Origin of the sequence: Streptomyces sp. NPDC057010 (assembly GCF_042673805.1) — a bacterium.
GTDB lineage: Bacteria > Actinomycetota > Actinomycetes > Streptomycetales > Streptomycetaceae > Streptomyces.
Window position 1 is genome coordinate 1 of sequence record NZ_JBHUSC010000092.1, and the last position, 13,183, is coordinate 13,183.

Annotated in this window: 13 protein-coding genes and 1 other RNA gene; 10 read left to right on the forward strand and 4 right to left on the reverse strand. The window is 72.0% G+C overall.

The features are described 5' to 3' along the window. Window positions 1–163 precede the first annotated feature (163 nt). Entirely contained in the window at window positions 164–1,168 is a 1,005-nt protein-coding gene (locus ACFTXQ_RS35415) for an isopenicillin N synthase family dioxygenase (protein WP_382649449.1), read from the reverse strand. A 327-nt stretch (window positions 1,169–1,495) separates the two neighbouring features. On the opposite strand from ACFTXQ_RS35415, the gene prfB reads away from it, so the two are divergent. Continuing rightward, complete coding sequence (prfB, locus tag ACFTXQ_RS35420; protein WP_382649452.1) at window positions 1,496–2,605, forward strand: peptide chain release factor 2; 1,110 nt, start codon at window positions 1,496–1,498, stop codon at window positions 2,603–2,605. An 89-nt stretch (window positions 2,606–2,694) separates the two neighbouring features. Here the strand turns inward: prfB and ACFTXQ_RS35425 are convergent, their stop codons facing one another. Then, window positions 2,695–2,886, reverse strand: a complete 192-nt coding sequence (locus ACFTXQ_RS35425; RefSeq protein WP_215018373.1) for a hypothetical protein — start codon at window positions 2,884–2,886, stop codon at window positions 2,695–2,697. 239 nt (window positions 2,887–3,125) lie between these two features. On the opposite strand from ACFTXQ_RS35425, the gene ftsE reads away from it, so the two are divergent. The 5 genes from ftsE to ssrA all read left to right on the forward strand — a co-directional run bounded on the left by ftsE (window position 3,126) and on the right by ssrA (window position 7,048). Continuing rightward, complete coding sequence (gene ftsE, locus ACFTXQ_RS35430) at window positions 3,126–3,815, forward strand: cell division ATP-binding protein FtsE (RefSeq protein ID WP_069923855.1); 690 nt, start codon at window positions 3,126–3,128, stop codon at window positions 3,813–3,815. A gap of 17 nt (window positions 3,816–3,832) precedes the next feature. Beyond that, complete coding sequence (ftsX, locus tag ACFTXQ_RS35435) at window positions 3,833–4,801, forward strand: permease-like cell division protein FtsX (protein ID WP_382649456.1); 969 nt, start codon at window positions 3,833–3,835, stop codon at window positions 4,799–4,801. Between the two features lie 67 nt (window positions 4,802–4,868). Next, on the forward strand, window positions 4,869–6,053 hold the full coding sequence (locus ACFTXQ_RS35440) for a S41 family peptidase (RefSeq protein WP_382649459.1): 1,185 nt from the start codon (window positions 4,869–4,871) through the stop codon (window positions 6,051–6,053). An 18-nt stretch (window positions 6,054–6,071) separates the two neighbouring features. Next, window positions 6,072–6,557, forward strand: coding sequence for an SsrA-binding protein SmpB (smpB, locus tag ACFTXQ_RS35445; protein WP_382649463.1), 486 nt, complete (start codon window positions 6,072–6,074; stop codon window positions 6,555–6,557). Between the two features lie 102 nt (window positions 6,558–6,659). Then, window positions 6,660–7,048: a transfer-messenger RNA gene (gene ssrA, locus ACFTXQ_RS35450) on the forward strand. 107 nt (window positions 7,049–7,155) lie between these two features. Here the strand turns inward: ssrA and ACFTXQ_RS35455 are convergent. Further along, complete coding sequence (locus ACFTXQ_RS35455; RefSeq protein ID WP_382649464.1) at window positions 7,156–7,305, reverse strand: hypothetical protein; 150 nt, start codon at window positions 7,303–7,305, stop codon at window positions 7,156–7,158. A 31-nt stretch (window positions 7,306–7,336) separates the two neighbouring features. Further along, window positions 7,337–8,581, reverse strand: coding sequence for an MFS transporter (locus ACFTXQ_RS35460; RefSeq protein ID WP_382649472.1), 1,245 nt, complete (start codon window positions 8,579–8,581; stop codon window positions 7,337–7,339). 147 nt (window positions 8,582–8,728) lie between these two features. Here ACFTXQ_RS35460 and ACFTXQ_RS35465 point away from each other — a divergent pair, with 147 nt between their 5' ends. The 4 genes from ACFTXQ_RS35465 to ACFTXQ_RS35480 all read left to right on the forward strand — a co-directional run bounded on the left by ACFTXQ_RS35465 (window position 8,729) and on the right by ACFTXQ_RS35480 (window position 13,026). Beyond that, complete coding sequence (locus ACFTXQ_RS35465) at window positions 8,729–9,691, forward strand: LysR family transcriptional regulator (RefSeq protein ID WP_382649475.1); 963 nt, start codon at window positions 8,729–8,731, stop codon at window positions 9,689–9,691. A gap of 97 nt (window positions 9,692–9,788) precedes the next feature. Further along, a complete protein-coding gene (locus ACFTXQ_RS35470) occupies window positions 9,789–11,159 on the forward strand; it encodes an MFS transporter (protein WP_382649467.1) in 1,371 nt (456 codons plus the stop codon). 111 nt (window positions 11,160–11,270) lie between these two features. Continuing rightward, window positions 11,271–12,446, forward strand: coding sequence for a uroporphyrinogen-III synthase (locus ACFTXQ_RS35475; protein WP_382649469.1), 1,176 nt, complete (start codon window positions 11,271–11,273; stop codon window positions 12,444–12,446). A 52-nt stretch (window positions 12,447–12,498) separates the two neighbouring features. Further along, complete coding sequence (locus ACFTXQ_RS35480) at window positions 12,499–13,026, forward strand: GNAT family N-acetyltransferase (protein WP_382649477.1); 528 nt, start codon at window positions 12,499–12,501, stop codon at window positions 13,024–13,026. Window positions 13,027–13,183 lie beyond the last annotated feature (157 nt).

Here is a 13,183-nt window from a genome sequence, read left to right on the forward strand (position 1 = left end):
CGCCGGCGGGGCTGAGTTTGCCCACCCGGCCGCGCCAGGCAAAACCAGCCTCGCCGGCGTTTGAGGCGCGGGTCTGGGCGGAGCCCAGGAAGCCGGGCGCAGCCGTCTCTCGGGCCCCCCGACCCCGGGAGCCGGGGGGCAGCGTTCCGGCGGAGCCCAGGGGCTATGCGGCGATGAGTTCCGGGTGCCAGCGGCGGGCCACCGCGGGGTGGGCGCGGACCCAGCCCTTCAGCTCGTTGCGGCCGTACTCCGCGTGCAGGGGGTTCGACGCGTCGTGGGCCACCCCCGGCGCCTGCCGGAGGTAGTCGCCCGGGACCGTGTCGATCACCGCGTCGAGGCGGGGGTTGTAGAAGAACGGCACCGAGTAGCGCTCCACCGCACCCGGCGGGCTGACCACCCGGTGGTCCGTCGCCGTGAGGTAGCCCTCCGTCGCGATCTCCAGCAGCTCGCCCAGGTTCACGACGAACGCGCCCGGCAGCGGCGGGATGTCCACGTAGCCCCCGTCACGGACCACCTGCAGGCCGCCCACCGAGTCCTGCAGGAGCAGGGTCAGGAAGCCGTAGTCCTTGTGCGCGCCGACCCCCTGGTCCGCGCCCGAAGGGGCCGAGCCCGGGTAGCGGATCAGCTTCGTGTGCAGGTGGGGGCGGTCCGCGAAGGCCGCGTCGAAGAAGTCCGCCGGGGCGCCGATCGAGGTCAGGAGCTCCTGGAGGAGCCGGTGGGCCACGGCGGCGAGGCGGGACTGCCACTCCAGGACCGCCGTACGGAGCTCCGGCAGGGCCGCCGGCCACTGGTTCGGGCCCTCCAGCCACAGGTACGGCGGGTCGCCCGGCCCCACCACCGGAGCCGGCCGCTCCGCCCCGACGTCCAGCTGGTCCCGCCAGTCCGAGGCGCCGCCGGTCAGCTCGTGGCCGATCCGGGTGTAGCCACGGAAGTGCGGGGAGTTCAGATTGCTCACGGCGAGCCGCTCGGGCTCCGGGAGCGCGAAGAAGGCCCTGGTCAGCTCCAGGATGCGGGCGCTCTCGGCGGCGCTGACGCCGTGCCCGGTGAGGTGCAGGAATCCGGTGTCCCGGGCAGCGGCGTGCAGCTGCTTCAGGAAGCCGGCCCGCTGGGCCGGGTCGTCGGCCTGGGAGAGGTCCAGGACGGGCAGGACGGTGTGCGCGGACGGCATGACGGCTCCGTTTCGGATGTCACGGGGTCCTGTTCCCCAGAGGTGGCGGGGGCCGCGGGTGGGGTGGGGCCGCCGGCAGGGATGGCGCCGGGACCGCTTGGGCCGCGTACAGGACCAAGTCGGATCGGTGTGGATCAGGCTTGGAGATGGTCCGGCGGCCGACAGCTCGTCGTCGTGACACGCATGTGGTCCACATGGCGGCGCTTCACGAGGCGCGTGACGACGAGAACGGTCATACCGTGAGCGTACGCCCGTGCGACCGTCCGCCAGTACGGGTGAATCGGCCTGCCCGGACGGCCCCGCCCGGAGACCGGCTACGCTGGACCCGTGGCAGTCGTCGATGTTTCCGAAGAGCTGAAGTCCCTCTCCTCGACCATGGGGTCGATCGAGGCCGTCCTGGACCTCGACAAGCTGAGGGCAGATATCGCCGTGCTCGAGGAGCAGGCCGCCGCGCCGTCCCTGTGGGACGACCCGGACGCCGCTCAGAAGATCACGAGCAAGCTTTCGCACCTCCAGGCCGAGGTCCGCAAGACCGAGAGCCTGCGCGGCCGCATCGACGACCTCGCGGTCCTCTTCGAGCTGGCCCAGGAGATGGAGGACGCGGACACCCTCGCCGAGGCGGAGGCCGAGCTGGCCGCCGTCCGCAAGGCGCTGGACGAGATGGAGGTCCGGACCCTGCTCTCCGGCGAGTACGCCGAGCGCGAGGCCCTGGTCAACATCCGTGCCGAGGCCGGCGGCGTGGACGCCTCCGACTTCGCCGAGCGCCTCCAGCGCATGTACCTGCGCTGGGCCGAGCGCCACGGCTACTCCACCGAGGTCTACGAGACCTCGTACGCGGAAGAGGCCGGCATCAAGTCGACCACCTTCGTGGTCAAGGCCCCGTACGCCTACGGCACCCTCTCCGTCGAGCAGGGCACGCACCGCCTGGTGCGCATCTCCCCCTTCGACAACCAGGGCCGCCGCCAGACCTCCTTCGCGGGCGTCGAGGTGCTGCCGGTCGTCGAGACCAGCGACCACGTCGAAATCGACGAGTCCGAGCTGCGCGTGGACGTCTACCGCGCCTCCGGCCCCGGCGGCCAGGGCGTCAACACGACCGACTCGGCGGTGCGCATCACGCACATCCCGACCGGCATCGTGGTCTCCTGCCAGAACGAGCGCTCGCAGATCCAGAACAAGGCCAGCGCGATGAACGTGCTCCAGGCCAAGCTGCTGGAGCGGCGCCGCCAGGAGGAGCAGGCGAAGATGGACGCCCTCAAGGACGGCGGCAGCTCCTGGGGCAACCAGATGCGCTCCTACGTCCTGCACCCGTACCAGATGGTCAAGGACCTGCGGACGGAGTTCGAGGTCGGCAACCCGCAGGCGGTGCTCGACGGCGAGATCGACGGCTTCCTGGAGGCGGGCATCCGCTGGCGCAAGCAGCAGGAGCAGACCGCGTAACCCCCACGTGTGACACGTACGGGGAAGGGCCCGGACACCGACGGTGTCCGGGCCCTTCCTTTCGCTTGCGATCGGTACGTGCTGCGCGGCTACGCGGTCTGCTGGGCCACCAGTACCAGAGCTGCCACGAGGATCACCATCAGCGCGATGAGCGCCACGGGGTTCAGGCCGGAGAAGGGGCCCTCCTGCTGGAGGCGCTCCCGGTTCGCCCGGCACACAGGGCAGCGGCCCTGGCTTACGGGTGCGGCGCAGTTCGCGCACACGAGCCGGTCATATGTCATGCGCTCCTCCTCTCGTCCCCATCTGGCCGCGACATCCAATACAACGCGGCGGGGAGCGAGACCGTTCCCCCTACCACTGTGCCAGCTTCACCGGCGTTCGGCGCGGCCCGTCCGGTCAATCACCCCGCGGACCGCCCGGGACCAGGGGATAAATGGGGCAAGTCCGGATGCCGGGTCCACACCCCGCGCCCGTTCGCGTATGGTCACGCACACCTACTCCCGGCGACCGTGGTGCACCCGTGATCCGATTCGACAGCGTCTCCAAGTCCTACCCGAAGCAGAACCGCCCCGCACTCAGGGATGTCTCCCTCGACATCGCGAAGGGCGAGTTCGTCTTCCTGGTCGGCTCCTCCGGCTCCGGCAAGTCCACTTTCCTGCGGCTCATCCTGCGCGAGGAGCGGGCGAGCCACGGCCAGGTGCACGTCCTGGGCAAGGACCTCGCCAAGCTCTCCAACTGGAAGGTCCCGCAGATGCGGCGCCAGCTGGGGACCGTGTTCCAGGACTTCCGACTCCTGCCCAACAAGACGGTGGCCGAAAACGTCGCCTTCGCGCAGGAGGTCATCGGCAAGCCCCGGGGTGAGATCCGCAAGGCCGTCCCGCAGGTCCTCGAACTCGTCGGCCTCGGCGGGAAGGAGGACCGGATGCCCGGCGAGCTCTCCGGCGGTGAGCAGCAGCGCGTGGCCATCGCCCGCGCCTTCGTCAACCGCCCCGCCCTGCTGATCGCGGACGAGCCCACCGGCAACCTCGACCCGCAGACCTCCGTCGGCATCATGAAGCTGCTGGACCGGATCAACCGGACCGGCACCACCGTCATCATGGCGACGCACGACCAGCAGATCGTGGACCAGATGCGCAAGCGCGTCATCGAACTCGAACAGGGCCGTCTCGTGCGCGACCAGTCGCGCGGCGTCTACGGCTACCAGCACTGAAAGGTCCCTGAGACGCAATGCGCGCCCAGTTCGTCATGTCGGAGATCGGCGTCGGTCTCCGCCGCAATCTCACCATGACCTTCGCGGTCATCATCTCCGTGGCCCTGTCACTGGCCCTGTTCGGCGGCTCCCTGCTCATGCGCGAGCAGGTGAGCAGCATGAAGGGCTACTGGTACGACAAGGCCAACGTCTCGATCTACCTCTGCAACAAGCAGGACGCCGAGCAGGCGGGCGAGGCCGCCAACAAGGCGGCCGGGGCGGGGGGCGGCGACCTGGGCGTCGCCACCTGCCGCAAGGGCGCGGTGACCGACGAGCAGAAGAAGCAGATCGAGTCCGAGCTCAAGCAGATGTCCCTGGTGAAGTCCGTCGCCTACGAGTCCGCGGACGAGGCGTACAAGCACTACCAGGAGCAGTACGGGCACACGGCGCTGGCCGCCTCCATCACGCCCGACCAGATGCAGGAGTCCTTCCGGGTCAAGCTCAAGAACCCGGAGAAGTACAAGGTCGTCACCTCGGCCTTCGTCGGCCGTGACGGCATCCACACCGTCGACGACCAGCGCCAGTCGCTGGAGGCCCTCTTCGGGCTGCTCAACTCGGTCAACATCGCCGCGCTCGGCATCATGCTGATCATGCTGATCGTGGCGCTGCTCCTGATCGTCAACACCGTGCGCGTCTCGGCCTTCAGCCGCAGGCGGGAGACCGGGATCATGCGGCTGGTGGGCGCGTCCGGCTTCTACATCCAGTTCCCCTTCATCATGGAGGCGGCCGTCGCCGGCCTCATCGGCGCCGTCCTGGCCTGCGGCATGCTGGTCTCCGTCCAGTACTTCGTGATCGACCACGGCTTCGGCCTGCGGCACAGGATGGAACTCATCGACTTCCTGGGCTGGGGGGCGATGATCGGCAAGCTGCCGTACGTCCTCTTCATCGGCCTCCTGATGCCCTCCATGGCCGCCTTCCTCGCCCTGCGCAAGTACCTGAAGGTGTGACAAGCACCCCGCGAGCGGTCCGGCCAACCCTCCGTACCCGCGCGGGGCTTGTCCTAGACTCGGCGCCATGCCGGCTCTGCCCGCCTTCTGTCACCGGCCCCGCGACCTGCGTCGCGGGGCCGTTTTGACGTTGGCCTTCCTGGTGGCCGTGGGCACCGCCGGGACCATGGGCTGCTGGGACCGCGAGGACGCCGCGGCCGCCGCGCTCTCCGCCCGTACGGGTGCCACCGCGCCCGAAGCGCCCCGCACGGCCGGCACCGCCGACCGGGAGGCCGTGGCCCGGGCCGCCGCCGAGGCCGTCGCCGAGGGGAAGTCGGGCAAGAAGGCCGCCCAGGAGGTGGTCAGCCGCAGCGGGGACCGCTGGGGCACCGTCTACGACCAGGGCGAGTACGCGGCCTTCGCCGAGGGCCTCGACGGCCACTGGACCGGCGTCGGGCTCTGGACGTCGGGCGGCCGCGACGGCCGGATCACGGTCGACAGGGTCCAGCCCGACAGCCCCGCCGCCCGGGCCGGCCTGCGCGCCGGGGACCGGCTGCTCAGCGTCGACGGGCACGCCGTCACCGGCCTGGCCGTCCCCGACGTGGTCTCCCTGCTGCGCGGCGAGGCGGGCACCCCCGTCGTGCTCGGCCTCAGCCGCGACGGCGCCGACCTCACCAGGACCCTGCGCCGCGAGCAGCTGCGCACCGAGCCGGTGACCGTACGGCAACTGCCCGGCGGAATCACTGTCATCAAGGTCGCCTCCTTCACCCGCGGTTCGGGCGAGCGGGTCAAGGCCGCCGTCCGCGCGGCCCCGCCCGGCGCCGGGCTCGTGCTCGACCTGCGCGGCAACCCGGGCGGGCTGGTCGCCGAGGCGGTGAGCGCCGCCTCCGCCTTCCTCGACGGCGGGCTCGTGGCGACGTACGACGTACGGGGCGACCAGCGCGCCCTCTACGCGGCCCCGGGCGGGGACACCGGCAGGCCGCTGGTGGCCCTGGTCGACGGCGGCACGATGAGCGCCGCCGAGCTGGTGACCGGCGCCCTCCAGGACCGCGGCCGCGCGGTGGCGGTCGGCAGCCGGACCTTCGGCAAGGGCTCGGTGCAGATGCCGACCGAGCTCCCGGACGGCTCGGTGGCCGAGCTGACGGTGGGCACCTACCGCACCCCGGGCGGCCGCAGCCTGGACGGCAGCGGCATCACGCCCGACCTGGCGGCGGGCGAGGGGGCCGAGGAGCGGGCCGCGCAGGTATTGGGTGGCCTCGGAGTGGGTCCGTAGTGCGAAAATGGCCGCACTATGGCTAAGGAAAAAGGGCGCAAGCTGATCGCCCAGAACAAGAAGGCGCGGCACGACTACACGATCCTCGACACCTACGAGTGCGGTCTCGTGCTCACGGGCACCGAGGTCAAGTCCATGCGCCAGGGCCGGGCCTCGCTGGTGGACGGCTTCGTGTCCGTGGAGGGCCGCGAGGCCTGGCTGTACAACGTGCACGTGCCGGAGTACAGCCAGGGCACCTGGACCAACCACAGCGCCCGGCGCAAGCGCAAGCTCCTCATGCACCGGGAGGAGATCGACAAGCTGGAGCGCAAGGCGGACGAGACGGGCCACACGGTCGTGCCCCTCTCGCTGTACTTCAAGGACGGCCGCGCGAAGGTCGAGATCGCGCTGGCGAAGGGCAAGAAGGAGTACGACAAGCGGCAGACCCTGCGCGAGAAGCAGGACACCCGCGAGACGAACCGGGCGATCTCGGCCATCCGACGCAAGCAGCGGGGCACGGTTTAACCTCCTGGCACGCGGTGGTCCACTTCGCGTACCATGGCGGCAGCACCACCCACTCGGGGGCGGAGCGCATTGTGCAGCATCTAATTGAACAGTGTGAAACATGGGGATGATCGGTTTCGACAGCGGATGTCGATGCAGGGGAAGCGAGCCGAGGAAGCGGCAATGATCTCGCTAACCACATGTCGCAAAAAATAATCGCCAACTCCAAGAGCGATAACTCCCGCTTCACCCTCGCTGCCTAATAACAGTGAGCTGAAGCCTCTGTGAGGAGCGTCAGCCCGGAAGTGGTCCCGGTCCGGATCCTGGCGTCAATTAGGGATCTAAACCTCTAGCCCCGGTCACGGGGGTTGGAGGGAAATCAAACAGTGACTGAGCCCGTCGGAGACTTGTCCGTGTGATCTCCGGGGCCGAGAAAAGCGCAGCGGACTGCGCTCGGAGAAGCCCTGCTTCTGCACCGTTGGACGCGGGTTCGATTCCCGCCATCTCCACTCATCCCATGTGGGCAAAGGCCCCGCAGCCCCTCGGCTGCGGGGCCTTCGTCATGTCCCGTCAGTAGTGGTAGCGGGCCTTGAGGATCTTCACCGGAAGCGGACGCTCCTCATTCCGCACCCCTCGCTGGCTCCCGCAGCGCATCCGTGGTTCCGGTGGCGGTGGGCACGCCTGCCCGATCGCGGGCTACGGCCTCCATGTTGACACGCTCGATGAGCGGGAGGAGGTTCGCCCGTGCCTCGTCGGCGCTGATGGACATGGTCCACGCTCCTTCATTGCTTGGTACGGGTTTACCGTACGACTCGCGTGGCCGGCGGAAGGGCCAGGAGGGCGGCGATGGCCGGGACGGCATAGGCCGTCGTGGGGCCGAGGTGGTCGATGGTCAGGCCTGCCGTGGCCGAGCCGGCCGCTATGCCCGTGAGGATGGCGGTGACCGCGAGGGTCATGCCCTCGTTGAGGCGGCCCTCGGGGGTGCGGGCGTGGACCCGGGACATCGCCGTGACCATCGTCGGGGCCGTGGCCATGCCAGCCAGCAGCAGCGCGGCGGCGAGGGCCGGCGCGGAGCCGGTGGCCGCCGCGGCCCAGGGCAGGGTCATCAGGGCGGCCAGGGCGCACACGCAGGCCCGCAGCGAGCGGGGCCGCACGGTGCCGTAGAGCAGCCCGGCCGCGCAGGAGCCCGCCGCCTGGAGGGCGAGCACCGGGCCGGAGCCGGCGCCCAGGCCGTGGGCGTCGAGGAAGGCGATCGAGGTGACCTCCATCGAGCCGAACACCATGCCCAGGGTGAGGAAGAGGGCCAGGAGCGGTCCCAGGGCGCGGACGGGAGAGCCCCGGCGGGCCGCCGCCGCCCCGGCCACCGGCGGCTCGGTGGAGCGCTGGGCCGTGAAGACCAGCATGCCCGTGAGGAACAGGGCCGCGCCCGCGAGCGTGCCCGCCTCGGGGAAGACGGCCGTGCAGAGGAAGGCCGCCAGCACCGGGCCCAGCATGAAGCACAGCTCGTCGGCGGCCTGCTCGAAGGACATGGCCGTGTGGTGGGCGGCCGGGGAGTCGCGCAGCAGGTGGGTCCAGCGGGCGCGGGACATGCCGCCGATGTTCGGGGTGGTCGCCGTCGCGGCGTACGAGGCGAAGAGGGTCCAGGCGGGGGCCTGCGTACGGACGCACACGATGAGCGAGAGGGAACCGAGCACCGCGATCACGGTGGCCGGCACGGCGATCCGGGCCTGGCCGTGGCGGTCGACGAGCCGGGCGGTCCAGGGCGCGACCACCGCGGTGGCGGCGATCCCGGTCGCCGTGACCGCACCGGCGAGGGCGTACGAGCCGCGCTGCCCCGCGATCATCATGACGGCGCTGACCGCGAACATGCCCATCGGCAGCCGGGCGAGCAGGTTCCCGGCGGTGAAGGCGCGGGTGCCCGGCAGGGCGAACAGCCGGCGGTACGGCCCGCGGGCGGTGCGCCGCCGTATGCGGGTCCGGTCCGGGGCCGGGCCCGTCGTCCCGCCCGGGGCGGCGATGACCAGGGTGCCGCCGGTGACGGTCATCCGAGGGGCGGCCGTGGAGGCGGTGGCGGAGGCGGCGGCGGAGGAGGTGGTGGCGGGCATGGGGAAAGCCTCGGGCCGGGCCCGCGCTCCGGTCCAACACCTGTTCCGGGCCCATTCACGCCCCTCCGTTGTTAGTCTCCGGGCGTGATGCTCCGTGATGTGGAACCCCGCCTGCTGCGCGGGTTCGCCGCCGTCGCCGAAGAACTGCACTTCACCCGCGCCGCCGCCCGCCTGTACGTCGCCCAGCAGGCCCTCAGCAGGGATGTCCGCCGGCTCGAACGGACCCTGGGCACGGCGCTGTTCGTACGGACCACCCGCGCCGTGGAGCTGACCCCCGACGGGGAGCGGCTGCTGCCGCTGGCCCGGCGGGTGCTGGCCGCGCACGAGGAGCTGGCCGCCGCCTTCACCGCGCCCCGTGCCCTCCTCGTCGACCTCAACACCGACGGGCCCTGCACGCCCAGGACCGTACTGGAGAGGGCCCGTGAACTGGCTCCGGACTGCGAGCTGATGGCCCGGTTCGAGAGCGGGCTCACCTACGCCGCCGCCGAGATCGCCGCCGGGCGGCTCGACGTCTCCTTCGGGTACGCCGACGGGCTGGACCCGGCGCTGCGGGCCGGCCTCGCGCACGCGCCCGTACGGTACGAGCCGCTCGCCGTGCTGCTGCCCGAGGGGCACGCCCTGGCCGCGCGGGAATCCGTACCGCTGGACGCGCTGGCCGGGGAGACCATCTACGCGGGCGCCGGGAACCCGCGGACCGTCGAGTGGACGGAGCTGGCGTACGAGCTGTTCGCCGGGCGGGGCATCGAGGTGGCGCCGCCCGCGCCGGTGGCGATGGGCAAGGAGGAGTTCTCCCGGGTGATGGCCAAGACCCGCAACCCGGTACTGGTGAGCGTGGACTTCCTCGACATGCCGGGGTGCGTGAAGCGGCCGCTGACCGATCCGGTGCCGCTGTCGCCGCTGTCCCTGGTCTGGCGGAGGGGCTTCGCCCATCCCGGGCTGGACGCCCTGCGCGCCGCCGCCGCCGGCCTGGCGGCCCGCCGGGGGTGGCTGGATCCTCCTCCCGGCAGCTGGTTGCCGAAGCGGCTCACACGCGGCCCGGGCGGCGGGTGAGAGCAAGGTTTCCCACCGGTCATCCGGCGGGGACCGGGGCCGAAACGCGCCGTTCCTACGGTCGTCACCACGGACGTGACAGCAGTGGAGGCGAGCGATGACCGGTACGACCGCACCGCGCAAGGGGGGCCGCTGGATCGAGCGGTGGGATCCCGAGGACGAGACGTTCTGGAAGGAGACGGGGGAGCGGACCGCCCGCCGCAACCTCCTCTACTCCGTGTTCTCCGAGCACATCGGGTTCTCCATCTGGTCCCTGTGGTCCGTGATGGTCCTCTTCATGGGCCCCCGGTACGGCATCGACCCCGCCGGGAAGTTCTTCCTCATCGCGACCGCCACGACGGTGGGCGCGGTGGTGCGGATCCCCTACACCTTCGCCGTCGCCCGCTTCGGCGGCCGGAACTGGACGGTCTTCAGCGCCCTGCTGCTGCTCGCGCCGACCGTGGCCGCGTTCGTGGTGATGGAGCCCGGGACCCCGTACGGCACCTTCGTGGCCGTGGCGGCCCTGACCGGTGTCGGCGGCGGGAACTTCGCCTCGTCGATGACCAACATCAACGCCTTCTTCCCGCTCCGGAAGAAGGGCTGGGCGCTCGGCCTCAACGCCGGCGGCGGCAACATCGGCGTGCCGGTGGTGCAGCTCGCCGCGCTGCTGGTCATCGGGACCGCCGGGGCCGGACACCCGCGGCTGCTGCTCGCCGCGTACATCCCGCTGATCGTGGCCGCCGCGGCGCTGGCCGCCCTGCGGATGGACAACCTGGCGCCCGTGCGCAACGACACGGGCGCGGTGCGCGAGGCGGCCCGCGAACCGCACACCTGGATCATGTCCTTCCTCTACATCGGCACCTTCGGGTCCTTCATCGGCTACAGCTTCGCCTTCGGACTGGTGCTCCAGACGCAGTTCGGCCGCACCCCGCTCCAGGCGGCCTCGCTGACCTTCATCGGGCCGCTCCTCGGCTCGCTGATCAGGCCGCTCGGCGGGGCGCTGGCCGACCGGTTCGGCGGGGCGCGGATCACGCTCGCCACCTTCGTGGCGATGGCCGCGGCCACCGGGGTCGTCATCCTCGCCTCGGTCCGGGAATCGCTGCCGGTCTTCCTCGTCGGCTTCGTGTCGCTGTTCGTGCTGAGCGGGCTCGGCAACGGGTCCACGTACAAGATGATCCCCGGGATCTTCCAGGTCCAGGCGCTGGCCCGCGGCATGAGCGGCGAGGGCGCCGCCGCCTACGGGCGGCGGCTGTCCGGGGCCGCCATGGGGCTGATCGGCGCGGTGGGCGCGCTCGGCGGGCTCGGCATCAACCTCGTCTTCCGGGAGGCCTTCCTGAGCTCCGGATCGGGGACGGCCGCCTTCGTGACCTTCCTCGGCTTCTACGCGGTGGCCTGCGCCGTGACGTGGGCGGTATACCTTCGCCGGCCGGCCGCCCTGATCGTTCCGGAGGCGGGGGCGGCCGCGAAGCCGCAGCTCACCTCGGTGTAACAGCGCTTTACCGCGCCGAAATGCCGCGGAACCGAGTCTGACACGCCGACTTGTCAGGCTCGGTTCCGCTCGCGCGAAGCGATACCGACCCACTGGGCAAGGCAGGTCACCATGGACGAGGTCAGGAACACCGGCCGGAACACCGGCACGGACACCGGTCCGCTCGCGGGCTTCACCGTCGGGGTCACCGCCGCCCGCCGGGCGGACGAGCTGATCGCCCTGCTGCGCCGCCGCGGGGCCGCCGTCCTGCACGCACCCGCACTGCGGATCGTGCCGCTGGCCGACGACAGCGAACTGCTCGCCGCCACCAAGGAACTGATCGGCTGCGCGCCCGACGCGGTCGTCGCCACCACCGCCATCGGGTTCCGCGGCTGGATCGAGGCCGCCGACGGGTGGGGGATCGGCGAGGAGCTGCTGGAGCGGCTGCGCTCCACCGAACTGCTCGCGCGCGGACCGAAGGTGAAGGGCGCGATCCGGGCCGCCGGGCTCGTGGAGGACTGGTCCCCGGACTCGGAATCCCTCGCGGAGGTGCTGGAACGGCTGCTGGTCGCCGGGGTGGCCGGGCGGCGGATCGCGCTGCAGCTGCACGGGGAGCCGCTGCCCGGCTTCGTCGAGGCGCTGCGGGCCGGCGGGGCCGAGGTGGTGGTCGTCCCGGTGTACCGGTGGATGGCACCGGAGGACCTGGGCCCGCTGGACCGGCTGCTGGACGCGGTGATCGGCGGCGGCGTGGACGCGCTCAGCTTCACCTCGGCCCCGGCGGCCGCCTCGCTGCTGTCCCGGGCCGAGGAGCGCGGCGTACGCGGACCCGTGCTGGAGGCGCTGCGCGACAGGGTGCTCTCCGCGTGCGTGGGCCCGGTGACCGCGCTGCCGTTGCAGGCGCACGGGGTGGACACGGTGCAGCCGGAGCGGTTCCGGCTGGGGCCGCTGGTGCAGCTGCTCTGCCAGGAACTGCCGGGCCGGGCGCGGGTGCTGCCGCTGGCCGGGCACCGGGTGGAGATCCGCGGGCACGCGGTGCTCGTGGACGCGGAGCTGCGGCCGGTGCCGCCGGCCGGAATGGCCCTGCTGCGGGCCCTGGCCCGGCGGCCGGGGTGGGTGGTCTCGCGGGCGGACCTGCTGCGGGCGCTGCCGGGGGCGGGGCGCGACGAGCACGCCGTGGAGACGGCGATGGCCCGGCTCCGGTCGGCGCTGGGGGCGCCGAAGCTGATCCAGACGGTGGTCAAGCGGGGGTACCGGCTGTCGCTGGACGCGGGCGGGGAGGTCAAGTACGGGGATGCTCCAGTGGGTTGAGCCGGTGCGGTCGGGCCGCTAGCGTGCCGTGGTGATCATTGACGGGGTGGAGATGAGGGGCGTCGCACTCGACGACGCCGCCGCGCTGGCCGAGGCGTTCGCGCGCAACCGGGCCCACATGGCCCCGACCGAGCCGGAGCGGCCGGAGGACTACTACACGGAGCGGGGGCAGCGGGCCCGCATCGAGGGAATGCTCGCGGACCGGGACGGGGGGCGGCTGATCCCGTGGGTGTTCGCCGAGACGGCGACCGGCGCCGTCATCGGTGCCATCAACCTCGGCTCGATCGTGCACGGGCCGCTGTGCAGCGGGGGCGTGGGCTACTGGGTGGACCAGGACTGGAACGGCAAGGGGCTGGCCACCGCGGCCGTCGAGGAGGTCTGCCGGATCGCCCGCGACGAGGTGGGCCTCCACCGGGTGGAGGCGGGGACCCTGCTCGACAACCGGGCGTCGCAGCGGGTGCTGGCGAAGGCGGGCTTCGAGCCGTACGGCGTCGCGCCGCGCTACCTCCACGTCAACGGCGCCTGGCGGGACCACCGCATGTTCCAGCGCCTCCTCCACGACTCGCCCCCGTCGGCCTAGCCGGACCGCAGCCACCGAGCCGGGGCGCGGCGCCGCTCCCGGGGCTCCTCCCCAGACCCCGCGCCTCAAACGCCGGCGGGGCTGGATGTGCCAGGTGCGGCGCCGTTGCCGGGGGCTCCGCCCCCGGGCCCCCGCGCCTCAAACGCCGGCGAGGCTG

Coding starts and splice junctions, on each gene's coding strand:
- ACFTXQ_RS35475 (WP_382649469.1), top strand. CDS start 11,271: ATGGACGAGGTCAGGAACACCGGCCGGAACACCGGCACGGACACCGGT.
- ACFTXQ_RS35440 (WP_382649459.1), top strand. CDS start 4,869: ATGCCGGCTCTGCCCGCCTTCTGTCACCGGCCCCGCGACCTGCGTCGC.
- ACFTXQ_RS35465 (WP_382649475.1), top strand. CDS start 8,729: ATGCTCCGTGATGTGGAACCCCGCCTGCTGCGCGGGTTCGCCGCCGTC.
- ftsX (WP_382649456.1), top strand. CDS start 3,833: ATGCGCGCCCAGTTCGTCATGTCGGAGATCGGCGTCGGTCTCCGCCGC.
- smpB (WP_382649463.1), top strand. CDS start 6,072: ATGGCTAAGGAAAAAGGGCGCAAGCTGATCGCCCAGAACAAGAAGGCG.
- ACFTXQ_RS35425 (WP_215018373.1), bottom strand. CDS start 2,886: ATGACATATGACCGGCTCGTGTGCGCGAACTGCGCCGCACCCGTAAGC.
- ACFTXQ_RS35480 (WP_382649477.1), top strand. CDS start 12,499: ATGAGGGGCGTCGCACTCGACGACGCCGCCGCGCTGGCCGAGGCGTTC.
- ACFTXQ_RS35455 (WP_382649464.1), bottom strand. CDS start 7,305: ATGTCCATCAGCGCCGACGAGGCACGGGCGAACCTCCTCCCGCTCATC.
- ACFTXQ_RS35460 (WP_382649472.1), bottom strand. CDS start 8,581: ATGACCGTCACCGGCGGCACCCTGGTCATCGCCGCCCCGGGCGGGACG.
- ACFTXQ_RS35415 (WP_382649449.1), bottom strand. CDS start 1,168: ATGCCGTCCGCGCACACCGTCCTGCCCGTCCTGGACCTCTCCCAGGCC.
- ACFTXQ_RS35470 (WP_382649467.1), top strand. CDS start 9,789: ATGACCGGTACGACCGCACCGCGCAAGGGGGGCCGCTGGATCGAGCGG.